The organism is Sorangiineae bacterium MSr11367 (genome assembly GCA_037157805.1).
Taxonomy (GTDB): Bacteria; Myxococcota_A; Polyangia; order Polyangiales; family Polyangiaceae; genus Pendulispora; species Pendulispora rubella.
This window is the reverse complement of the sequence record CP089983.1, coordinates 12,279,970-12,301,547: the sequence shown is the minus strand read 5'-3', so window position 1 is coordinate 12,301,547 and position 21,578 is coordinate 12,279,970. Positions and strand designations below refer to the sequence as shown.

The 21,578-nt window shown below is 63.5% G+C and carries 19 protein-coding genes; 8 read left to right on the top strand and 11 right to left on the bottom strand.

Annotation, left to right across the window (positions count from 1 at the left end; all coding sequences use genetic code 11):
• Positions 1 to 13: 13 nt before the first annotated feature.
• The 6 genes from LVJ94_47785 to LVJ94_47760 form a co-directional block, all read right to left on the bottom strand.
• Positions 14 to 772, bottom strand: coding sequence for an SDR family oxidoreductase (locus LVJ94_47785; protein ID WXB04583.1), 759 nt, complete (start codon positions 770 to 772; stop codon positions 14 to 16).
• Positions 772 to 1,239, bottom strand: coding sequence for an acyl carrier protein (locus LVJ94_47780; GenBank protein WXB04582.1), 468 nt, complete (start codon positions 1,237 to 1,239; stop codon positions 772 to 774). Before LVJ94_47780 ends, LVJ94_47785 begins: the two co-directional genes overlap by 1 nt.
• 31 nt (positions 1,240 to 1,270) lie before the next feature.
• Positions 1,271 to 2,080 carry an alpha/beta hydrolase gene (locus LVJ94_47775; protein ID WXB04581.1) on the bottom strand — a complete coding sequence of 270 codons (810 nt, stop codon included), beginning with the start codon at positions 2,078 to 2,080 and terminating at the stop codon, positions 1,271 to 1,273.
• The gene (gene fabD, locus LVJ94_47770; protein WXB04580.1) at positions 2,068 to 2,955 is read right to left on the bottom strand and encodes an ACP S-malonyltransferase; all 888 of its coding nucleotides are present in this window, start codon (positions 2,953 to 2,955) and stop codon (positions 2,068 to 2,070) included. The genes LVJ94_47775 and fabD overlap by 13 nt, the downstream gene beginning before the upstream one ends.
• A 119-nt stretch (positions 2,956 to 3,074) precedes the next feature.
• The gene (locus tag LVJ94_47765) at positions 3,075 to 4,004 is read right to left on the bottom strand and encodes a hypothetical protein (GenBank protein ID WXB04579.1); all 930 of its coding nucleotides are present in this window, start codon (positions 4,002 to 4,004) and stop codon (positions 3,075 to 3,077) included.
• 19 nt (positions 4,005 to 4,023) lie between these two features.
• Entirely contained in the window at positions 4,024 to 5,472 is a 1,449-nt protein-coding gene (locus tag LVJ94_47760; protein WXB04578.1) for a cation:proton antiporter, read from the bottom strand.
• Between the two features lie 515 nt (positions 5,473 to 5,987).
• Between LVJ94_47760 and LVJ94_47755 the strand changes: the two genes are divergently transcribed.
• The 5 genes from LVJ94_47755 to LVJ94_47735 are packed head-to-tail and all read left to right on the top strand — an operon-like array spanning position 5,988 to position 10,358.
• Positions 5,988 to 6,779 (top strand): outer membrane lipoprotein-sorting protein, encoded by a 792-nt coding sequence (locus tag LVJ94_47755; GenBank protein ID WXB04577.1) that lies wholly within the window; start codon positions 5,988 to 5,990, stop codon positions 6,777 to 6,779.
• A gap of 4 nt (positions 6,780 to 6,783) precedes the next feature.
• Positions 6,784 to 8,001 (top strand): FtsX-like permease family protein, encoded by a 1,218-nt coding sequence (locus tag LVJ94_47750; GenBank protein WXB04576.1) that lies wholly within the window; start codon positions 6,784 to 6,786, stop codon positions 7,999 to 8,001.
• Between the two features lie 43 nt (positions 8,002 to 8,044).
• Positions 8,045 to 9,292 carry an ABC transporter permease gene (locus LVJ94_47745; protein ID WXB04575.1) on the top strand — a complete coding sequence of 416 codons (1,248 nt, stop codon included), beginning with the start codon at positions 8,045 to 8,047 and terminating at the stop codon, positions 9,290 to 9,292.
• An 11-nt stretch (positions 9,293 to 9,303) separates the two neighbouring features.
• Positions 9,304 to 10,107, top strand: coding sequence for an ABC transporter ATP-binding protein (locus LVJ94_47740; GenBank protein ID WXB04574.1), 804 nt, complete (start codon positions 9,304 to 9,306; stop codon positions 10,105 to 10,107).
• Complete coding sequence (locus LVJ94_47735) at positions 10,104 to 10,358, top strand: phosphopantetheine-binding protein (protein ID WXB04573.1); 255 nt, start codon at positions 10,104 to 10,106, stop codon at positions 10,356 to 10,358. The genes LVJ94_47740 and LVJ94_47735 overlap by 4 nt, the downstream gene beginning before the upstream one ends.
• A gap of 27 nt (positions 10,359 to 10,385) precedes the next feature.
• On the opposite strand, the gene LVJ94_47730 is transcribed toward LVJ94_47735, so the two are convergent.
• The 3 genes from LVJ94_47730 to LVJ94_47720 all read right to left on the bottom strand — a co-directional run bounded on the left by LVJ94_47730 (position 10,386) and on the right by LVJ94_47720 (position 13,837).
• Positions 10,386 to 11,204: a helix-turn-helix transcriptional regulator gene (locus LVJ94_47730; GenBank protein ID WXB04572.1), complete on the bottom strand. Its 819-nt coding sequence runs from the start codon at positions 11,202 to 11,204 to the stop codon at positions 10,386 to 10,388.
• A gap of 742 nt (positions 11,205 to 11,946) precedes the next feature.
• Positions 11,947 to 13,161 (bottom strand): hypothetical protein, encoded by a 1,215-nt coding sequence (locus LVJ94_47725; GenBank protein ID WXB04571.1) that lies wholly within the window; start codon positions 13,159 to 13,161, stop codon positions 11,947 to 11,949.
• Entirely contained in the window at positions 13,154 to 13,837 is a 684-nt protein-coding gene (locus LVJ94_47720) for a queuosine precursor transporter (GenBank protein ID WXB10816.1), read from the bottom strand. The genes LVJ94_47725 and LVJ94_47720 overlap by 8 nt, the downstream gene beginning before the upstream one ends.
• Before the next feature lie 124 nt (positions 13,838 to 13,961).
• Between LVJ94_47720 and LVJ94_47715 the strand changes: the two genes are divergently transcribed.
• Entirely contained in the window at positions 13,962 to 15,677 is a 1,716-nt protein-coding gene (locus LVJ94_47715) for a hypothetical protein (GenBank protein WXB04570.1), read from the top strand.
• On the opposite strand, the gene LVJ94_47710 is transcribed toward LVJ94_47715, so the two are convergent.
• Both LVJ94_47710 and LVJ94_47705 read right to left on the bottom strand, forming a co-directional pair.
• Complete coding sequence (locus LVJ94_47710) at positions 15,661 to 16,908, bottom strand: DUF418 domain-containing protein (GenBank protein WXB04569.1); 1,248 nt, start codon at positions 16,906 to 16,908, stop codon at positions 15,661 to 15,663. The genes LVJ94_47715 and LVJ94_47710 overlap by 17 nt on opposite strands.
• A gap of 185 nt (positions 16,909 to 17,093) precedes the next feature.
• The gene (locus LVJ94_47705; protein WXB04568.1) at positions 17,094 to 19,058 is read right to left on the bottom strand and encodes a M57 family metalloprotease; all 1,965 of its coding nucleotides are present in this window, start codon (positions 19,056 to 19,058) and stop codon (positions 17,094 to 17,096) included.
• Positions 19,059 to 19,628: 570 nt separating this feature from the next.
• Between LVJ94_47705 and LVJ94_47700 the strand changes: the two genes are divergently transcribed.
• Together LVJ94_47700 and LVJ94_47695 are read left to right on the top strand one after the other, a co-directional pair.
• Positions 19,629 to 20,732: a cobalamin-independent methionine synthase II family protein gene (locus LVJ94_47700; protein ID WXB04567.1), complete on the top strand. Its 1,104-nt coding sequence runs from the start codon at positions 19,629 to 19,631 to the stop codon at positions 20,730 to 20,732.
• Positions 20,681 to 21,577 carry a hypothetical protein gene (locus LVJ94_47695; GenBank protein WXB04566.1) on the top strand — a complete coding sequence of 299 codons (897 nt, stop codon included), beginning with the start codon at positions 20,681 to 20,683 and terminating at the stop codon, positions 21,575 to 21,577. The genes LVJ94_47700 and LVJ94_47695 overlap by 52 nt, the downstream gene beginning before the upstream one ends.
• Position 21,578: the final 1 nt, after the last annotated feature.

The window sequence follows — 21,578 nt, the reverse complement described above, 5'->3', positions numbered from 1 at the left end:
GCTCCCCGCTTCTCTAGAATGTCCCGCCATTGACGGTGACGAGCTGACCATTTAGATACGAGCCCAAGTCGCTTGCGACCATGACTGCAACGTTGGCGATGTCCACCGCCAGCCCCGAGCGCTGGAGCGGACACGTGTCCTGGTAGAATTTCAGGATACCGGCGTACTCTGGACGATCTTCGGTGAATCCTTTCACCAAGTTCGTCTCCGGGATGACCCCCGGGCAAATCGAATTGGCTGTGATGCCGTAGCGGCTCACGGCCCGGGTGAGGCATTTGGTGAGGGCGTTGACCGCCGCCTTCGAGGCGGCGTACGCCGCTTGGTACATCATGCCGTGAAAGGCAATCTCGCTCGCAATGTTGATGATCCGGCCCGCGCGCGACGTCATGAGGAGGGGCAGCGCCGCTTGCGCCAAGAAGAAGGGCGCCTCGACGTTGACGTCGAACGCGCGCTGCCATTCATCCATCGAGTGCGTCTTGACCAGTCCACCGGGCGAAATCCCCGCGTTGTTCACCAGGATGTCGAGCTGGCCGAATTGGTCCCTGCACCGGCCAACGATGGAGTCGACCACCGCCGGCTCGGTGATGTCGCCCGCCACCACGATGCAGTGCTCGGGATGGGACATCTGCGATCGCGCCCGCTCGGCCACGGCCTGATGGACGTCGTTGAGGACGACCTTCGCGCCGTACCGGAGAAACGTATCGGCAATCGCCCGACCAATTCCCGAACCGGAGCCGGTGACGATGGCCGCGCGTCCCTCGAGCAGATTCATCACGCGACCTTCACGCGCTGCTGCCCGTAGCTGGCGAGCCACTCTTCGAGGAACGTCTCCCCCGAAGGTTGATTGGCCTGCTGAAGCTCCGTGACCTGGCGTACCCACGAATCGACGCAATACAATCGAATGAGCACGGATCGCGGGGCGCCCACGACGACGAGGGGATTGTCCTGGTGCTCGGACATGCGCGCCTTCAAGAAATCGACGGCGGCGGCGGTGAATTTCCCATCCTCGAGCATCGGAATCTCGCCCAAGGCCTCGGAGGCCTTGCGAAGAACATCACCCCGATAGAGCTTGACGCCGAATTCCTTGTTGATGCGAAACGAGATATCCAGGAGATCGAGCGACTCGATACCGTATTTGTCGACAAGAGAGTCCTGCGCTCCGAGTTCCTCCGGCGGAATGCCGAGGGTGCCGGCGATCATGGCCGTAATTTTTCCGATCACTTCCTCTTTCGTCGCCATCACATTCTCCTTGGTCAAAGAACGATTCGCATCAGACAAATTCACGCTGGCCCTCGAGGAACTCGAGAAGCGCGGCGGTGGTTGCCTCGGGACTATCCCAAGTCAGCATATGTCCCCCCTGGGGAACGACGTCGAGGCGGCAGCCCGCCCGTACCGCGGCGGCTTCGCGCACCGGACCGATGGGAGAAATCTTGTCGGCCGCGCCGTGGACGATTTGCATGGGAAGCGAGAGCGCCGCGATCGTGGCGCGGTAGTCGGACTCGAACGAGCTCACGAACTGACGCCACCCGCGAAACGGCTGGGAAGCATGCGGGCTGCGTCCTAGCATGAAGACGATCCGCTCGAAGAACTCCGGATTCTCGTTCAAGAACGTATCGGAGAAGAGCCAGAGCAAGACTTGCTTGAGGTATTGGCTTCGGGTGAGCCCGTCCGCCAGCTCCGTTTGCACGTCGAAGAAGCAGCGAACGAACGGCGTGACGTTGTACACACCGCTGACCAAGGAGATCGCCTGGACCCGCTCGGGCCTGCGCGTGGCGTAGTTCAGAAGAACCGACGTGCCAAATGAGTATCCGACGGCGAGGACGCGCGGCAGGTCGAGGTGCGTGAGCAGGGCGTCGACCTCGTCGAGCAAGGTCTCGCGCGTCGTCGGCAACGGAGATACCTCCGATTGCCCCGTGCCCTGCATGTCGTACATGACCAGGCGGTACCGGCTGGCGAGCTGACGGCGGATCGGCGCCCAGACCTGGGAATTTCCGCCGAGCCCCATGACGAGGAGAAGGGGCGGGCCGGAGCCGTCGACTTCATAATGGAGGCGGGCTTGGTTGACGGTCAGGAAAGGCACGTTGCCTCCTGGGAGTTCGTGTCGAGTTGCATGCGATGTGCTCTCAGCTGTCGAAACAGTGCGCTGAGCGTCTTGCCCGTCCCCACCTCTTCGATCTGGGGCGCGTCCATCGCGAGGAATCGAGACGCGATTTCCGTCCACCGAACCGGAGAACAGATTTGTGCCGCGAGCGTCTCGCCGATCGCTCCGTCTTCGTAGGGTTGGGCGTAGGCGTTGGACAGGACGGGGATGCGGAGCGGCTGGAACGCGAAGTCCTTCACGAAGCCGAGAAACTCGGCCTGCGCAGGCGCCATGTAGCGGGAATGGAAGGCGCCGCTCACGCGCAGCATTCGCACCTCGGCATCGCACTCCGACGAGAGATGCGCGGCCGCCCGCTCGACGTCCGCGAGCGGGCCGGAGAGGACGAACTGCGTGGGCGAATTGAGATTGGCCACGTCCATCGCGTCGAAGCCGCCCCGGGCCAACTCGCCCCGCAGCTCGTGTTCGGAGAGGCCGACGACCGCGCCCATTCCGCCGCCTTGAACGCGCCCCATCAGTTGTCCGCGTTTCTGCACGAGACGGAGCCCGGTGACGAAGTCGAATGCGCCCGCTGCAAAGAGGGCATTGTACTCGCCGAGGCTATGGCCAGCGGTCCAATCGGGCCGCGGGCCGCTCGACGCTTTGGCGAGGTATTTCAGCGCATTGACGACGTAGAGCGCGGGCTGGGTGTATTCCGTGTCGTCGAGACGCCCGCTCGCATCCGAGCAAAGCTCCTCGACGCTGTATCCGAGGACCGCGTTGGCGGCGGCAACCTCGGTGGGAAAGCTCTCGAAGAGCTCCGCCCCCATTCCGACGCGTTGAGATCCCTGACCAGGAAATACGTAAATGCTCGTCATGATTCACTCTCGAAGAGAGGCATTTCGCACTACGATTACTAAACACGAACTCGCTCGGGCGCCAGCATCGAAACCGTGACGGCCGTCACCCATACGGGCGACGCTCCGATTCGATGCCTCTATTTCGTATTGAGCAGCGCCTGCGCCGCCCCATCCGACGCTTCCTTGACCGTGAAAAGATCGGCGATGCGCTCTCCGTCCTTCTCACGCGATAGACTCGACCACACCTTCAGGCGGCTCCCGACGGCTTCCACTTTTCGCAGGCGAAACGCGAGCCGATCGCCCGCGTCCGCGTTTCCGAAATAGGAAATGTCCCTGGCCATCGGTTTCAGCGCAAACGCGCTGTCCGCACGCTGGTCCGCGCGGCCGGCCCGTGCCAACCGCGGATTGAACAGAGCGCGCTCGCACACGTCGTGAATCCGAGGGTACGAGGCGAAATACAGCAAGCTCGCACCGTTGAAGTCATAAAATGGATTCACCTCGTAGGGCACGACGTCGTCGGTCGCGTTCTCGGTGGCATCGAATCGCTCGCCCGCGAGCTCGAGCAGCGGCCGGTCGTCGGCCGGCGCGGTTCCTTCGAGTGCGAGTCGCTTGATCCGCTGGTAGCCTTGCCCGAGCGTGGGTACGGCCGGGAGGACTTTGCTCTTCGCCCGGCCGAGCTGCTGCGGCGTCGCGCGCGAGAGGCTCTTGTTGTCCGTGCGACGGGTGACGAACACGGTCCCCATTTCGATCTTGATCGTGCCCTTCGTGCCGGTGAACGTCACCTCGCTGAAGAACCGCTTGTCGCCGAATCGGCTAAGCACCCCGTTCGCCCGGAGCGTCTCGTTTTCGGCATACGCGCTGAGCGGCACGGTGCTCTCCATCCGGAAGCGGACGAAGCTCGCGTAAAGCCGTTCACCGGTCTCGTCGGCGAGCTCGCCCGACGGAACGCCGAGATCGGAGGTGAGCATTTTCCAGTGAAGATCACCGGCCTCTTTGAAGAGCCATCGCTCGGAGAGCGCGCCGCAGATCAGCTGCGGCATCCCGAGGTTGTAGGTGGCATCCATCATCGTCTCTCTCTCCCACTTCCTATTCCCTAGTTGGTTCGGCATGCGAAATGAGGGCGGTCGCTTCCCGCCGGTCCTCGGTCCATCGCAGCAACGTGAGCACCGGCGCCGTCATGAACGTGGTGACGAGGGCCATGATGACCATCATGGCGTAGATGGTCGGCGAGATGACCTGGAGGTCGAGCCCCAGGTTGAGGACCACGAGCTCCATCAAGCCGCGCGTGTTCATCAGCGCCCCGATGGCGGCGGCATCGCGCCAGCCGAGGCCCGTGAGGGCCGCTGCGCCGAAGCTCCCTCCGAACTTGCCCAGCACGGCCACGGCCACGATTCCGCCGCAGAACAGCCATTGGGTCGTCGTGTCGATCAAACCGATCTGGGTGCGCAGCCCGGTGAACGCGAAGAACGCGGGTAGAAGGAGCACGCGGACGAGGCCCGAGATCTGCGTCTCCATGTCCTTCGCGAGCTTGGAGTGGCTGGGGATGAACGCCCCGAAGACGAAGGCACCGAAGAGCGCGTGGACGCCGATGGCTTCGGTCGCAATCGCCGAGACGAGGAGGGCGACGAGAACGATGGCCATCGTCTTGTAGGAGAAACCATCGCGCGATTCCTCGTGCTTCATCGCGAGCCAGCGCAGCGCGGGCCGGCCGGCCACCATCATGAACGCGATGAACGCGCCGGAGAGCGCGAAGGTCATGGCCGCCTGGCTTACCCCCGAACGCCGGGCGATGGTGACGATGAGGGCCAGGAGGCACCACGCGGTGACGTCGTCCACCGCGGCACACGTGAGCGCGACGACGCCCAGCTTCGTGGATTGCAGTTGCCGATCGCGTAGAATCCGCGCGAGCACGGGAAACGCCGTAATCGACATGGATACGCCCATGAAGAGTGCGAAATGGGCGAAGGGAACGTCACTCGACGAAAATTTCGGATAGAGGACCAGCGCGAGGAGCGTGCCCAGTACGAACGGTGTCACGATGCTTGCGTGGGAGATGGCGACGGAGGTGTGTCCCCGCTTCTTGAGCGCCCCGGTGTCGAATTCGACACCGACGATGAACATGAAGAGGACCACCCCAATTTGGGAAAGAATCCCGAGGAGCGGTGTGATTTCCGCCGGAAACAGCATTTGCTGCGCGGAGGGCGCCACCCGCCCGAGAAGCGAGGGCCCGAGCATGATGCCCGCGATGACTTCGCCGATCACCGGGGGCTGCCCGAGGTAGCGGAATACGGTCCCCACCAAGCCGGCGGCGATGATGATCGCCACGAGGGCGATGAGCACGTGCAGCAGCGGATGGCCGGCCGTCTTCGTGGCAACGCTGGCGAGGAGCGCCTGGCCGGAAACCGGAGGAGCCGCGGTCAACATCTCGCCTCGTTTGCAAATCAGATGAAATGCACCCAGGGAGCCGCCGAGCATCGCGGTGTACGCAAAGGCTGATTTCCAATGGCCCGCCAGTACACCGCCGAGTCGATCCATTGAGGACATGTATCTTTGGGGCATGGATAAGTGGTCTCGAAACCAAACACGCCAATGTGGATGGGAATGGTGAGCCTGCGGATGCGAATAGGCGTCTCCGACGGGGAATGTCGAGCATTGCCGTTTAGCATGCGACACTCCTCCAATGCCAGTCATGGGGATTGCCGTTTCTGTCACATATAAATGTGACAAGGCGCATCGACGTACTGGCACGCATTCGACGATTGATTCAAATGGTCAGTTTCGGGGCGCCTCTATCCCCTTTAACTCCTTATTTCGGGAGCGAGCGACCCAGCACGCACCATCGTCTGATCCACACCTTCCGGAAGCTCGGCCGTAGAATCGCTCCACCCTGTTGGGTGGACCATTTGGGTCCAGGGGGCTGTCGCCCAAAAGTGCGACAGTCAGGACCATCCTGGGGCTAGCGTCCATAGAAACGCGTGATAAGGATGGTCAGCGACTGGGGCTGGGTAAGCGTTGTCAAATTGATTGTGTTCAGGTGAGAAGGAGATGTCATGATCCGCATTCTCAACGGCGCTGCGTTGGCCGCACTCTGCCTGTTTTCCGCACCTTCCACCGTTCGTGCCGAGCAACCCGCGCAAGCCGGAACTCGAACCGAACCGACGGCCGATCTCGCCGCGATCCTCGACTACGTGGACGACCTTTATTCGTCGAAGTCCAGCCACACGTCGGTCGCCATGCACGTGGTGACCGAGCACGCGACGCGCGACATGAAGATGGAGACGTGGAGCAAGGGCGAGGAGCGGTTTCTCGTTCGCATCCTCGCGCCTGAAAAAGAGGCGGGAACGTCGACGCTGAAGAATGGCACCAACGTGTGGAACTACTTTCCGAAGATCAACCAGGTGACGAAGGTGAGCGCCTCGCTCATGAACGCCGGGTGGATGGGAAGCCACGTCACCAATGGCGACATCGTCAAGCGCAACCGAATGTCCCAAAGCTATACGTACGCGAAATCTTTCGAGGGCGATCGCGAGGGTCAAAATGTCATCGAGCTGACCCTGGATCCGAAACCCAACGCTCCGGTCGTATGGGGCAAGGTCGTGGTCATCGTTCGCCGAAGCGATCGGAATCCACTGCAGATTCGTTATTACGACGAGGGAAAGGCCCTCGCGCAGACATGGTCCTTCTCGGACATTCGGAAGCTCGGCGGGCGCGATGTGCCGACGACCATCAAGGTCGTGCCGGCGAGCAAACCCAGGGAGTACACGGAACTTCATTATACGTCGATGGAGCTGAACATCGCGCTCGACGACACGCTCTTTTCCCAACGATCGCTCCAAAAGTGACGCCATGAACTCGTGGCGACTCGCTTGGCGAAACCTGCAACGAAACCGTGGGCGGACGGCGATCAGCCTCGCAGCGCTCGCGGTCAGCACCACGCTCCTCATCGTCCTTCATGGAATGGTGTACGGCCTCGACGACCTGGTGACCCGCGGGGCCGTCAACCTGGGGGTCGGTGAGGTCGAGGTCCACGCGAAGGCCTATGGCCTCGACCAATCCATCTACGCAACCTTGCCGACGGCCGAGGCCATCGCGGAGCAAGCCAAGGCGCAGGGCATCGACACCGCACGGCGCGCGCTGGGCGGCGGCCTTCTGTCGAGCGGGGAGAAATCCTCCGGGGTCCGTATCTGGGGCGTCGATCCCGCGGACGAGCGCCATTTGGGCAAACTACCGGGGCACCTGAAGGCGGGGCGCTACCTTCCAGAGGCCAACGCCAACCGCATCGTCCTCGGGAGCGAGCTTGCACGGCTCGTGGGCGCCAAGGTCGGCGACCGACTCGCGGTCATCGTGCAGTCCGTGGACGCCTCGACCTCGACCGAGATGATGACCGTCGAGGGCATTCTCGAGAGCGCCGGCGAACAGATCGACGGGGTCGTGGCCATCATCGACCGCCGCGACTTCGACGCCCTTTTCGGCACTGCCGGAAAGGTGCACGAAATTGCCCTTTCGTCGCACTTCCGTCTCTCGGAGGCGCAGGTGGCGGCCATCGCGCAATCCGCCGCCGGCGACGCGGCGGAGGTTCAGACATGGCGCGAGCTTCTGCCGGCGGTCGCCAATGTCGTGAACATCACGCGCTCCTCCGCGGGCCTTTTCAGCTTCGTGTTCTTCGCGGCCGCGGGGCTCGGCCTGCTCAACACGATGCTCATGGCTGCGTCGGAGCGAATACGCGAATTCGGCATCCTCAAGGCCCTGGGGGCGACCCCCTGGCGAATCCTGACCGATGTCGCGCGCGAAGCGTTTCTTCTCGGCTCGGTCAGCGCCTGCGCCGGCGGTGCGATCGGCTTCGGATTGGTGCTGATTCTTCAACGGCACGGAATCGATCTGTCGAAATTCGGAAAGCTGTCGCTGTCCGGCGTTGATTTCGAATCGGTCTGGCGCGCGCGCCCATCGCTCGACGGGGTGCTGGTGCCGGTGCTCGGCATGCTGTTGGTCACCGTCGTCGCGTCTCTCTATCCCGCATGGAAGGCCTCCCGCCTCCAGCCGGTGAAAGCCATCGCCCACGTCTGATGCGGCACATGCCCGAGGTTTCCAGCGGAAGCAGGGAATTGTGATGAATCTCGTGAAGCTCGCTTGGCGCAATCTTCTCCGGAACAAGCGCCGGACCTATATCACCCTCGCCTCGATTTCTTCGGGTTGCGCATTTGCGCTTTTCATCTTCGCCCTCATCGGGGGGATTCACAAAAAGACCATCGAAGATGCCGCTCGGATGCTCGCAGGGCAAATCACCGTCGAGCACCCGGATTATCGCGATGCACCCGGGCCCGGGCTCTTCGTTCCCTCGGTGGCGGCGATGCAAGCGATGGCCGCGAAGATCCCGGGAATCGAATCGGTCAAACCACTCGTCGCCGGGCAGGGAATGATCGCGAGCGGCGCCGGCTCGGTGGGGGTCGCCTTCCTCGGTGTCGATCCGGCCATCGAGGGCAACGTATCCCCGCTGGCACGGAACATGGTCCGCGGGCGCTTTCTCCTTCCCGCCGATGTTGAATCGCGCGGTGTGGTCATCGGAACGAAGCTCGCCGAGCGGTTGCACGTCGATTTGGGAAACAAGGTAGTTCTCACGACGACCGATACGCACGGCGAGGTCGTCGAAGAGTTGTTTCGCGTCATGGGGATCTTCAAGCTCGGCTCCGACGCCCTCGACGGCGGGCTCGTCGAAATGCCACTGGCCCTCGCACGCGGGGTCATCGGGCTGGGCGAGGACCAGGCCACCCAAGTCGGTTTCCTGCTCGAGAATCCCGACTCCGAGGAGCGAATCATCGTGGAAATCCGTCGAACGCTCGCGGGACAGCCGGTGGCCGTTTACTCATGGACCACATTGCTCCCCGCGCTCGCGAGCTGGGAGGCTTCGGGAACGCGCGGCCATCGGGTCATCTGTGCCGTGGTGATCTTCCTCGCGTCGTTCACCATCCTCAATACGATTCTCATGAGCGTGGTGGAGCGCAAACGCGAATTCGCCATGCTGCTCGCGCTGGGCACATCACCGGCGAGACTGCGGGTGCAGGTTTTTCTGGAAAGCTTTCTCCTCGGCCTCGGGGGCTGCGCGGTGGGCCTCGCGCTGGGATCCATTGCCGCCTTGATCACCGCACGGCAGGGGATCGACCTCCGCGGTTCGGTGAAAGATGGTGCGGCCCCCACCGTCGGAAACTACGCCGTGTCTTTGCAACTACGTCCGACGCTCACGTTGGAAGACGTGGCCTTCGTCGGCGTATTGGTTCTCGTGCTGACCATGATCATTGCCATCTACCCTACCCTGCGTTCGACTCGAATCCACGTGGCGAATACCCTTCGCTCGAACTAGGAGGTCCTGGAGTGAAGTACATCGTCGAGCTCGAACAAGTGACGAAAGAATACGACCTCGGCGCGACGAAGGTACGCGCCCTCGGAGGGATTGATCTCACCTTCGAGAAAGGAGAATTCTCCGTGGTCATGGGCCCTTCGGGGTCGGGCAAGAGCACGCTCCTCAACATCGTGAGCGGGCTCGATCGCGCGACGTCGGGAAAGGTCCGCGTCGTCGACGTGGACACCTCGGCATCGGACGATGGCGCCCTCAGTCGATTGCGCCTGGAAAAGATTGGCTTCGTCTTTCAAGCCTACAATCTGATTCCGGTGTTGACCGCCGTCGAGAACGTCGAATACGTGATGCTCCTGCAGGGCCGGCCGCCCGCGGAGCGATGGAAGCGCGCCAAGGAGATGCTGGAAGCGGTCGGCCTCGGCGGGCTGCACGATCGGTTTCCCCGCGAGCTCTCCGGCGGCCAGCAACAGCGCGTTGCCATCGCCCGCGCCATTGCGGCCGAACCGGTTCTCGTGCTCGCCGACGAGCCAACGGCAAACCTCGACTCGAAAACCGCGGCATCGTTGATGGACCTCATGGAGACGTTGAACCGCGAGAAGGGCATTACCTTCATCTTCTCGACACACGACCCCTCCATCGTCGCCCGCGCCAGGCGAAAGCTCACGCTTCACGATGGTCTATTGCTCGAAACCGAAGTTGCGGGCAAGGTAGACACCGACGCCGAATCGACGTTCACGGCCAGCGCGCGGGAGGATCGTCATGATCCGTCGATCCACGGCGAGCGTCCGCGGGCTATATCTGGTATATTGGGTGGTTCATGAGTCGTGAAGAAATCTTTTCGCTCTTGCAGGATTGTATTCTCTCGATCGTACCGGACGTGTCCCGGGAGCAGATCGTGCCGGACCGGAGCTTGAAGCAGCTCGGTGTCGATTCGATCGATCGCAGCGATATTGCGACGGCGCTCACCGAGAAACTCGGTATCCCGATCTCGTCCTTGGAGATCGGCAAGCCGAGAGATCTGGGCACCCTCGTGGAGATTCTGGAAGGGGAAGTTCTCGAAGGCCTGCTCTAACTCTCTTTTGGCATCCTGGCGGTTCTTCTACTTCGAATCGAATTCGAGCTGATTTCGGGTCGCGGGGGTAACGAACTCGCGAACCAAGTCGGCTCGATTCGATACGGCGAGCTTCTTGTAAAGGCGCCGTGCATAGGTCCGCACGGTATTTTCGCTGAGTCCGAGGATCGCCGTAATGTTGACGATGCTGTAGCCCGCCACGAGCAGGCGGGCGGTTTCGCGCTCTCGTACGGAGAGCCGCTCCATCGCGGTCGACGGTTCCTCGTCCTTGTCGGAGCCTGCGTGCGGGTCGGTCGCCCAAAGAAGGCACCGTCCCTCCTTCTTGTGCGCATCACATCCGGTCCATGCGGCGGCCAGGATGAATGGCGCCAAAAGATCCAGACGTGCGGTGTCCGCATCCGTAAACGTTGCTTCGTCCGCACGGTGTTCCAGACCGCACACTGCAAGCAGATTACCCGCCTCGTGCAAAAATACGATTAGCGCTTCGACGAAGCCGCATTTCGCCGAGTTGTCGCGAAAGTAGGGCACGTGGTCGTACGGGTCGCTCGCGTAGAATTCCGTTCCCTTGAATACCCAACGCGAACGCGAAACAATCGAGGTCACCTCGACTCGAAACGCGCCCGCCAGATCGGCCCCGTCCGCGATGTCGACCGGCCGTGCAATGCCATCGACCGTCCGAGACGCGTGCAAACGTGCCAAACCCTCGCGGTTGCAGCAGAAGAACGCCCCCGACGCCGGCACCAGGTTTTGCATGAGTCGCATGGCTCGCCGGCGAAAGTCTGCCGACGATTCCGACTGCTGGCACGAAGGCCAGAGGGGACCTCGCAGATTCGAGATGTCGTTCATGTTCGTTCCGGATGGAGCACCATCGAGAATGGAAAAAGGCAACAGCGCGAGCTGATGGAATTGGACTTGGACTACCTACTCCCGCCGGCGCCGCACGCTGATCGCTTCGTTGATCGCGAGTACGCCGCCTTGCACGAACGACGTTCCCTCGTCATCGCGCACAGAGAAACCAAATTATCAATAACACCGAAGTGACGATTGTCGATGGAGATCGACCGCGAATTCGCGGGTTCGAGCACAGGTTGCTCGGCGGTCGCGTTTGCCTTTGCGATGTCGAAGCGACAATGCGTTCGAACGAACGTGCGCAAAGGAGTTGCCCGTAATGTCTACTTTTCCGAATTGTGTCGTGGCGGTCGCCGCGCGGAACATGCTCGGATCCCACGGACATGAGTACCTCACGGGCAGTGGATGGGCACGAGGAGAATGCGGATGTCAGCCATTTGAACGACAATGTTCGACTACCGAGCAACGAAACGTATTTCCCATCCTTCATCGAGCTTCGACGAAGTCACGATATGCCCTGGATCTCCATCGTTCGGCGGCGCTGCGGAGATCCTTAACGCCGTGTAAGGAACATCGTAGTTCCTTGAGAATGCCGTGTACCGAGGGCATCGACAGGCACCGAAGGGTCGGGCGATGGGGTGGACTCGGGAAGGTTCGTGATCATCTCGTGCGTCCATCGCGCGAGGGCCCACACCCCGGTGATTCCGAGCCATTTCGTAATAGGCCTTTTGCGTTCACCTTAGGTGCGCGCAACGCCACCCAATGCCAACTCGATATCCGTCATCAAACTTCGCATGCGCGCGGGGTCGTGGTGTATTTCGGAATAGACGAGCGTGAGACGCAGCTGCCCGCGGAGGGTGGTGACGAAGAAGAAGGGCGGTGATGCGGTGCCGGTGGTGACGAGCTGCAGATCGACGAACTCGAGCTCGTCGGGCAGCGGCGGGACGGCCAGCCGGCCCAGATTGGACACGAGCATCGTCGTGCGGTTGTGGATGTCCATCGGCAACTTGGCCGTCACCAGGAGGAATTTCTCGGGGAGGCTCGTCGCACGTGCCGCGTCCATTTGCACCTGACATGCGCGCGCCAAATGAACGACGTCCTCGTCGCCGTTCGTCGAGACCGAGGCCGTCGCGAACCCGACGCACAGGCCCGGCACGTCGTTGGGCAGCGGCGGTCGAAGGCGAGCGCGGAGATCCACCGGCGAGTCGCAGGCGATGGTGTGCGGCGCGCCCGCGGGATCGAACCGGGTGCGAAACACCGTCATGAGGACACCGCATACCAGCGAGTGGACCGAGACGCTTTGCGCACGCGCCACCGCGAACAATGCGCCGCTCGTCTCCGCGTCGAGACGTGCTCCCTCGAACCGCGTGGCATCCGGGCCAGGATCCGACCGAACCGCCAACGCGGCGGCGGGAGGCGTCTTGGCGATGCGGGCCACGGACTCCGCCAACTCCGCCTCGTCGAACCGGCCTTGGAGCCGAGCCTCCATGGGCGCTTCCACAACGACGTCTTCCGCCGCCGGCACGGCCGCATCACCCGGCGCCCCCGTGTAGAGAGCCCACAGCCGCGCGTTCGTCGCCACGATGAACCGGCCGTCCCCTATCGGATGATCGATGGCCAAGGTCACGTGGCTCTGCGCACCGTCGGGCAAGATGGCCACGCGCACGAGCGCCCGCGTGCGCTCGAGTGGCGTGTTGATCTCGGTGTGCAACGCAACCCGGCGCACGCGGATCTCCGGCGCACGCGCGCCCTGGTCGCAAAACACGTAGCCATCGCCATCGCGCTCGATCGTCGCGCCCAGCCGGGGTCGCTCCCGCACGAGTGCGCAGAGCGCCCGTTGGAGCCGCTCGCGATCGACGTCGCCGCGCACCGTCGTCACCGCGAAGATCTCCTTCACGCCGTCGGCGATGAGGCGTATTTCGCTCGGCGACAAATACCGTGTAGCTCTAGGCATCGTCGGGATCCGCATGCCAATCGCGATCGGCGGAAAGGTAGATGAGCGGCAAACTGAGCGCGGACACCGCCGCTTTGACGGTGAGGTTCACCACGAAGATGGACCACACCGCCGGCCACGGCAACGTCAGCGGATGGTCCTTCAGAAACGGCAACGCGCCAAAGGCTCCCACGGCGAAGACCACGTTGTCGACCGGGATCGAGGCCGCATTGGAGAGCGCCACGCGCGCCCATTGATGGCGCGTCGTCACCCGTCGAACGAACCAATGGTACACCTCCGTGTCGAGCAGCTCGCTCACCACCTCGGCCAGGATGGACGCGATCGCGATCCGCCACAATGGCGCCAACACCGCCGCAAATTCGTTACCCAACGCGTAGCTGGGGTCACTCGGCTGGCGGGCAACCCATTGCAAGTACGCCGCCATGGCCAGGTTGACGGCCGCGGCGGTGATCACGAGTGTCCGTGCCGCACGCCGGCCCAGCGCCTTGTGGACGACGTCGCGCAAGGTGAACGTGATGGGATAAATCCACGTGCCCATATCGACCGCCCAACCGAGCACGGTCCCGATCTTCACGCTGGTGATGTCCGCGACCACCTGCGCGCCGACGTACGCGCCCACGGCCGCGATGCCCACGCGCGATACTGTGTTTTCGACCGCCGCCGTACCGCCTCGCATTCGTGCCAAGCGCCGAGCATCGGGTCTGCCCCAGCGCAGAGCAAGGGCTACCGTCGGCAGAACCATTGTTTCAAACAACTGTTTGACTTTGTGGTCCCTGGACGCCATAGACCAAGGACGCCGCATGGACACGCGCCTCCCCTGCCGCATCGCGCGGCTCCTCGTCGAACATCCCCGCTTCCCCTTGGCTTGCCTTCTGCTCGCGCTGCTCGTCGCGCTCCCATCGCTGGACGCCGGCTTTTTCAGCGACGACTTCATGCACCTCGCGTTTCTCCAGAAGCGTGCGGTGTGGAACCCTTCTTGGTGGGACCTTTATCGCTTTACGCCGGATGGCCCGGAGCACGTCGAGAAGCTCGTGGCCCAGGGCATGTACCCTTGGTGGGCAACGAGCGACCTCGCGCTTCACTTCTTTCGGCCCCTCACCAGCACGCTCGTGGCCTTCGATTTCGCGTCGTTTGGCCATCGGCCGCTCGGCTACCACGTGCACACGATCGTGTGGTGGCTCGCCCTCGTCGGGGCGGTCGCCCTCGTCTATCGCCAAATCTTGCCGCGCGCGCTCGGCCATCTCGCGCTGCTCTTGTTTGCGCTCGACGACGCCCATGCGCTGCCCATCGCGTGGGTGGCATCCCGTCACCTACTGGTGGGTGCGGTGCTTTCGCTGCTTGGCTTCGGGGCGCACGTGCGCTTTCGCGAGCGAGGCTTTCACGCAGGGCGCTGGCTCGGGCCGCTCGGCCTGGCCCTCGGGCTCGCGGCCAGTGAGGCGGCCCTCGGCGTCGCCGCGTATTGGCTCGCGTACGAATGGCTCGGACGGCGAGAGCGCGGGCGGCTTCGGCGCAGCCTACCGCTTTTCGCCGTCCTCGCGACCTACGCCATCGTGTACCGCGCACTCGGGTGCGGCGCGCGCGAAAGCGGTGCCTACGTCGATCCGGGCGCGGACCCGGTCCGATTTCTCGCCACCGCGCTGGAGCGACTTCCGATCTTCGCCGCCGATGCCCTCCTGGGCGTACCGGCCGATCTCGCGGGCACCTTGCCAAGAGGTCCCGTCCTCGCGGTGGGGCTCCTCGCGCTCGTGGGGTTCGCGGGGTTGCTCCGCGCGGTATGGCCGCGCCTCGACATCGACGAGCGACGGACGCTGACCTGGCTCGCAGCCGGCAGCGCGATGTCGGCGGTGCTGACCCTGGGCGGAATCCTCGGCTCGCGTCTGCTGCTCATTCCGAGTCTGGGCATCCTGGCGCTCATCGCCACCGTGATCCTTCACGGTGTCACGCGCCTCGGCCGGGCCGGTGCGGGTTTGCTCTTCGTCGTCCACGCGCTGCTCGCGCCGCTCGTGCTGGTGAAGGGCATGCTCATGCTGGGCACCCTCGCCGAGCGCCTGGAGCGCACCGCCGAAACCGCGGAGCTCACACCCGCGACGCAGCAGGTCGTCGTGCTCGCGGCCATCGATCCGCTCCTCGCCTTTTATCCGTCGTTCATTCGACGGGCCAACCACCCCGAGCGCGCCGAAAACTGGTTCACCCTCTCCGCCGCCCGCGCACCGCACCGGGTGACCCGCACCGGGCCCGCGTCCCTCCGGCTCGAGGTCGAGGGGACGACGTTGCTGAAGAGCACCCTCGAGCGCGCCTTTCGACGCCCCGAGCACACGTACGCCGTCGGCGACGTGACCCGGGTCGAAGGCATGCGCATCACCGTGGCGGCGGCGGAGGCGGGCGCGCCCACCGCCCTCGACATCGCGCTCGATGCGCCCCTCGAGGATCCGCACACCGCGTTGCTCGCACGCCAATCGGGCGCGCTTCGCAGGGTGACGCTCGCCGTGGGCGAAACGCTCAGGATTGTGCCGTAGCGAGGCGCATGGGCTGCCATCGTCCGTAGGTGAGGCAGCGCCACACCCATTCGAAAGGCCCAAATCGGAAATGCCGCAACCAATAGGTGCTCACCACGCACTGGAGGGCATAAAACGAAATACCCATGATCGCGGGGACGATGTATCCAACCTGGCCAATGAGGCCGAGCCCGTATCCATAGAACACGGTCGAAAAGACCATGCTCTGCGTCAGGTAATTCGTAAACGCCATGCGCCCCACCGGCGACAGCTTGGAGAGCGCCCTCTGCGCCACGCCACCGCCGTGAAGCAGCAAGACGATTCCCGCGGCATACCCCGCGGCCAACAGCGGGGCCGACGTGGCACCGAAAACATGGCGCCACACGCTTTCGCGCGGAATCAGCCGTTGATGGTACATCTCGTAGTAAATCGTCCGCAGCAAGGGATACGACAAGCCCGTCACGATGCCCAAGAACGCGGTCCAACGCAGGGCGCGGGCGTGCGCGAGCGGGGCGCGCAAGACGCCCGAACGCCAGACGAGCATGCCTACGAGCATGTTTCGCATCGTGCCCGGCCAATAAAAGATGTACGCCCGCCACATGTACACGGCGGCTTCGTGAAACCGATACCGAACGAGTTCCACATAGCTGGCGTGCCCATAAATGGGAATGGCTTCTTCGTAGTGCTTCGTGACGTCCAACCCGTTGGCGGCGTCCCTCAACGGAGGCCAGAATTCGCCCAACACGGGAAAGAGCGTGAGCAGCACGATGCCCACCCAGAGCACCCAGGCGCGTCGATTCATGAACGCCAGCGCGCAGAGACCGGCCGTCGCGTAATCGATGAGGATGTCGCCGTTCCAGAAAAGGAACATGTGCAAGAAGCCGAACACGCACAAGAAGAATAGGCGGCGTACCAGGAGCGCCATGGCACCGGAACTCCGAGCGCTCGCCCGCTCGTAGAAGATCGTCAGGCCGGCGCCGAACAGCATCGAAAAAAGCGTCATCGCCTTGTCCGAGAGAAAGATCTCCTCGAAGGTGCTCACCCAGTGCTCGGGGCCCGCCTCCCAATGGGGACCGCCATGGGCCATCAACGGCGTGCGAAAGCAGAAGGCCAGATTGCACATGAGCACGCCGAAGAGCGCGGCGCCGCGAATCACATCGATGTCGGCGATGCGCGCCTGGCGATCGATCGGAGAGCGGCTACGTTCCTCGACGGCGGGAAGCTCTGCGGCAATGGACGCGTCCAAACTCATGGTCCGGATCTTCGCAGCAAGGGGCACCAAAATTTCGAAGGGGCTTCCGCAGGATGCCATTTGGCGCCTTCTGCGTCACCGCGCGGCCCCGTCGTGCCGCTCAACGCGCTGCGTCTGGGGACTGCGCGGCCAACGAACCGAGGGCGCCCCGCTCGACCTGACGGGGCGCCCCAGCGATCATCCGATCAGCGCGCCGTGGCCACCCACGTGTTCCCCGCGCTGTTGTTCATCGGATCGTGGCACCAAACGTCCGCCTTGGCGTCGCCGTTGAACAAGCCCGTTCCAAACGTCGCACCGCTATGGCTGCACCAGCCGGACAGCCAGGTGCCGCCGCCGGAGAAGCCGCTGCCCGTCGACAATGCCACCCACGTGTTGCCCGCGCTGTTGTTCGTCGGGTCGTGGCACCAGATATCGTCCCGGTTGTCGCCGTTGAAGTCCGCCTGGCCGAACGTCGCACCGGCGTGGCTGCACCAGCCGCCCATCCACACGCCGCCACCCGTGAACCCGCTGCCCGTCGACAACGCCACCCACGTGTTGCCCGCGCTGCTTCCGTTGATCGGATCGTGGCACCAGATGTCCGCGCGGTTGTCGCCATTGAAGTCGGCCTGGCCGAATGTCGCACCGCTATGGCTGCACCAGCCGCCCATCCACACACCGCCACCCGTGAACCCGCCGCCCGTCGACAGCGCCACCCACGTGTTGCCCGCGCTGCTTCCGTTGATCGGATCGTGGCACCAGATGTCCGCGCGGTTGTCGCCGTTGAAGTCCGACGTTCCAAAGGTCGCGCCGGCGTGACCGCACCAACCGCCCATCCATACGCCGCCGCCCGTGAACCCGCTGCCCGTCGACAGCGCCACCCACGTGTTGCCCGCGCTGTTGTTCGTCGGATCGTGGCACCAGATATCGTCGCGCCCATCGCCGTTGAAGTCGGCCTGGCCGAACGTCGCACCGCTATGGCTGCACCAGCCGCCCATCCACACGCCGCCACCCGTGAAGCCGGAGCCCGTGGACAAGGCGACCCACGTGTTGCCCGCGCTGTTGTTCATCGGATCGTGGCACCAGATGTCCGCCCGGTTGTCGCCATTGAAGTCCGCCGTGCCGAACGTCGCACCGCTATGGCTGCACCAGCCGCTCATCCAAACGCCGCCGCCCGTGAAGGCGCTGCCGTTGGAGAGCGCCACCCACGTGTTGCCCGCGCTGTTGTTCATCGGGTCGTGGCACCAGATATCGTCGCGGCCATCGCCATTGAAATCTGCCTGGCCGAAGCTGGCGCCGGAGTGACTGCACCAGCCGCTCATCCAAACGCCGCCGCCGTTGAACCCCGTGCCGTAAAGCAAGGCCACTCCTTCGCGGTCGCGCGCCGTCAGCACCAAGTCGCCCGTCTGCGTCCCGTTGCATTGGGGATAATGCATGACCGAAGCCGAATCGTACGACGTGAGCGCGTACCAATTGTTGTCTTCGAAACAACGCCCCGATTCCGGTCGCGTATGTTCGTGACGGAAGCCAATCGTGTGCCCGAGCTCGTGCCGCAAAATGCCCGTAAGCGTCCAGGGCGCGGTATTGCCAAATGAGCTCGAATCGATCAACACGTTGCGATTCGCGCGCGCATAACTGGGAAAGAATGCCCGCGCCAAGTACGGCTGCCCGCTGACCGGACGCACGTCGAACACCACATTGGTGTTGCTCGCCGTGCAAGCGCCGTCTTGCGCGCTAAGGTGTCGAAATACCACGTACGCGCTGTTCGACCATGCCGCGGCGGCGTTGGCCATGGCACTGACCACGGTGTTGTAGTTCGAGCCGAACGAGGTACTCACGCAATAGGAGATGTTGACCTTTTGGTTATCGTCCCATCGATCGACGGCGTCGCCGACGCGATTCACGATCAATGCGCCTTGCCGAATGTATTGATCGAAAAACGCCTTTAGTTCGTCACGATTCTGAAGTGGGGTATCACCATTGACGATGTAAATGCCCGTATCGGGCTCGCGGTACACGGTGGCTTCGAATTCTTCGAAGCTCATCTGGGTATCGCGGACATCTTCGACCGCGGAACCCGAAGCGTCGGTGCCACAGCCCGCACCCGACGCCACGCCGACCGCGAGAAGCACCAGCGTGGAAGCCAATCGCATGGAACGAAAACGCTGCTTCATGACCAAGGACCTCTCTTTTGCCCCTCTATTAAGCTGCCGGATCAGCACGAACGCCGGGCATGGCTCGGCCAATGCCATCGAGGCCCGAGCCCTGAACCACGATGACCAAGCACGAACATGCACGGCCGCACGGCGCGCAGTCGCCGGTACCGTGTCCGACGCATTCGAGCCGTCCGAAAAGCACCCCGGGAGGTGGGCACCTCGGGAGCCACCCGTTTGTACGTACCGTTTCAAACGTGCGCAAGGGGCGAATCATTATTTGGGAATACGCGATATGCAGCGTCAATCGCACCGGAGCCGCGTCCAAAACCGACGCAGCGGCAATGTTGTCAAAGCAACAAACACGTTGCCCAACCGCCCGACGATTGTTTCGTAACCTGCGGCTCCCAACATGGTGCTTGTAGCCATTAAGGGTGACCTTGACAGGCGCACGCACTCTGCCGAACACAGGCTTCGGGTCGAAGCGTCGCGCACGAGGGTCGTCCGAAAGGTCTCCTTCATCGCCGGCCGGAGTACGTCATCCGCGATTGGCAGGCGTGCGGGATGGGTGTATCCAATGGATGCCTTCCCATGATCCCTCCCTATCGAGCCGACCACGTCGGAAGCCTTTTGCGACCGCGCGAGCTGCTCGCCGCCCGCTGGCGAGGTGCCGGTACGGAGGAGCTCGCGGCCATCGAAGACCGGTATGTGCTGCGGCTGCTCGCCCAGCAGCAAATGCTCGGGCTCGATGTATTCACCGATGGCGAGCTGCGTCGCAGCAACTTCATGAGCAACTTCACCGACGCCGTGGAAGGGCTCGATCTCGACGGCCACGTGGTGGCACGCAACTGGGACGCGACGAAACGCGATAGCAAGGTGCCGGTCAGCAATGTGACGGGCGTCGTCGTTTCCAAACTGCGCCAGCGGCGCGGGCTAACCTCGCAGGAGCTTCCCTTCTTGATGCAGCGAGCTCCCGGTGCCTTCAAGGTCACGCTGCCCAGCGCCACGCAATTTCCTGCCATTGCCTACAAGCGTGGGGTCTCCGATGCGGTTTACACGTCGCACTCCGAGCTTCTCTGGGACATCGTGGCCATCGTGAAGTCGGAAATAGCGGCGCTGGCCGCCGCCGGCGTTCCGTACATTCAAATCGATGCACCGCGATACAGCTATTACATCGACGACAAGTGGCGGGAGTGGATGCGCACCGAAATGGGGGTCGACCCCGAGGCCGCGCTCGACGAAGCCATCGCCGCCGACAATGCCTGTTTCGACGCCGCACGGCGCGACGGTGTCACGTTGGCCATTCACCTTTGCCGCGGGAACAACCGCAGCCACTGGTACGCGGAGGGCGGTTACGACGCCATCGCCGAAAAGCTCTTTGCGAGCTTGCACGTGGATCGCTTTCTTCTCGAATACGACGACGCACGCTCGGGAACCTTCGAGCCCCTTCGTTTCGTGCCACGCGGCAAGTTCGTGGCCCTCGGCCTGGTGACCAGCAAGACCCCCATGCTGGAAACGCAGGAGACCTTGCGCGCCCGCATCGAAGAGGCATCCCGCTACGTGCCGCTCGAGCACCTCGCCCTCAGCCCGCAATGTGGTTTCGCGTCCACCATGGAGGGAAACATTCTCACCGAGGACCAACAATGGGCGAAGCTCGAGCGCGTGGTCCAGACGGCGCGCTCGATCTGGGGTTGAGCCACGTGTTTCGTATTTCGCCGATCGCGGGCGCCCTTCTCCTGCTGGCCGCGTTCGGCTGCAGCGCCCACGGTTCCCCGCAAGCCGGCGCACGCACGGTCCCGAGTGAGCACTCCTTCGACGCCGAGCTGCGCGAGCGCATGGCGCGCGCCGAGGCCTATGCCAAAAGCCGCCCCGGCATCGCGGGCATCGTCCTGCGCGACCGCGAAACGGGCGCGGTCTGGCGCACGGCCGATGCGAAGACGCACATCTGGGCCTGCTCCACACCGAAGCTCGCCATCGCGGTGGACCTTCTCGTGCGCGAGGAACAGGGCACCGTCGTCTTGACCGCCGAGGACCGCGCGCACATGCACGACATGCTGCACAGCAGCGACAACGATGCGGCGCATGCTCTGTGGAATCGCTACGGGGGCGAGGCCGAATTCGGCCGGCGATTTCCGCGCTACGGCATGACGGACATGACCTTCACCCGCGAGCACCCGCACCATTGGGGCTGGATCCGCACCACCGCGGACGATTTGGACCGCCTGGTGAACTTCGTGCTCGACCAAATGCCGCCCAAGCACCGCGACTACCTCGTGCGTGAAATGCGCTCGGTCGATCCCAACCAACGATGGGGCGTTTGGGGCGCCGGTGCCGCCGCCAAGCCGGGCAACAAGAACGGCTGGGCCGACGACAACGACGACGGCTCCTGGATCATGAACTCCGTGGGCTTCGCCGGCCCGCGCGAACGATTCACCCTCGCCATCATGAACGACACCCGCGTCGTCCAAGGCGGCTTCGACGTGGGCCGCACCACCACGACCGAAATCAGCCGCATCCTCTTCGAAGGATATTTAAATTAGC

Bases quoted from the DNA above. Each gene is read 5' to 3' on its own strand.
- LVJ94_47720 (WXB10816.1), bottom strand. From the start codon at position 13,837: ATGCGAGGCGGTACGGCGGCGGTCGAAAACACAGTATCGCGCGTGGGC.
- LVJ94_47750 (WXB04576.1), top strand. From the start codon at position 6,784: ATGAACTCGTGGCGACTCGCTTGGCGAAACCTGCAACGAAACCGTGGG.
- LVJ94_47785 (WXB04583.1), bottom strand. From the start codon at position 772: ATGAATCTGCTCGAGGGACGCGCGGCCATCGTCACCGGCTCCGGTTCG.
- LVJ94_47760 (WXB04578.1), bottom strand. From the start codon at position 5,472: ATGGATCGACTCGGCGGTGTACTGGCGGGCCATTGGAAATCAGCCTTT.
- LVJ94_47715 (WXB04570.1), top strand. From the start codon at position 13,962: ATGGACACGCGCCTCCCCTGCCGCATCGCGCGGCTCCTCGTCGAACAT.
- LVJ94_47710 (WXB04569.1), bottom strand. From the start codon at position 16,908: ATGAGTTTGGACGCGTCCATTGCCGCAGAGCTTCCCGCCGTCGAGGAA.
- fabD (WXB04580.1), bottom strand. From the start codon at position 2,955: ATGACGAGCATTTACGTATTTCCTGGTCAGGGATCTCAACGCGTCGGA.
- LVJ94_47780 (WXB04582.1), bottom strand. From the start codon at position 1,239: ATGGCGACGAAAGAGGAAGTGATCGGAAAAATTACGGCCATGATCGCC.
- LVJ94_47765 (WXB04579.1), bottom strand. From the start codon at position 4,004: ATGATGGATGCCACCTACAACCTCGGGATGCCGCAGCTGATCTGCGGC.
- LVJ94_47730 (WXB04572.1), bottom strand. From the start codon at position 11,204: ATGAACGACATCTCGAATCTGCGAGGTCCCCTCTGGCCTTCGTGCCAG.
- LVJ94_47695 (WXB04566.1), top strand. From the start codon at position 20,681: ATGGGCGAAGCTCGAGCGCGTGGTCCAGACGGCGCGCTCGATCTGGGG.
- LVJ94_47745 (WXB04575.1), top strand. From the start codon at position 8,045: ATGAATCTCGTGAAGCTCGCTTGGCGCAATCTTCTCCGGAACAAGCGC.
- LVJ94_47755 (WXB04577.1), top strand. From the start codon at position 5,988: ATGATCCGCATTCTCAACGGCGCTGCGTTGGCCGCACTCTGCCTGTTT.
- LVJ94_47700 (WXB04567.1), top strand. From the start codon at position 19,629: ATGATCCCTCCCTATCGAGCCGACCACGTCGGAAGCCTTTTGCGACCG.
- LVJ94_47705 (WXB04568.1), bottom strand. From the start codon at position 19,058: ATGAAGCAGCGTTTTCGTTCCATGCGATTGGCTTCCACGCTGGTGCTT.
- LVJ94_47725 (WXB04571.1), bottom strand. From the start codon at position 13,161: ATGCCTAGAGCTACACGGTATTTGTCGCCGAGCGAAATACGCCTCATC.
- LVJ94_47735 (WXB04573.1), top strand. From the start codon at position 10,104: ATGAGTCGTGAAGAAATCTTTTCGCTCTTGCAGGATTGTATTCTCTCG.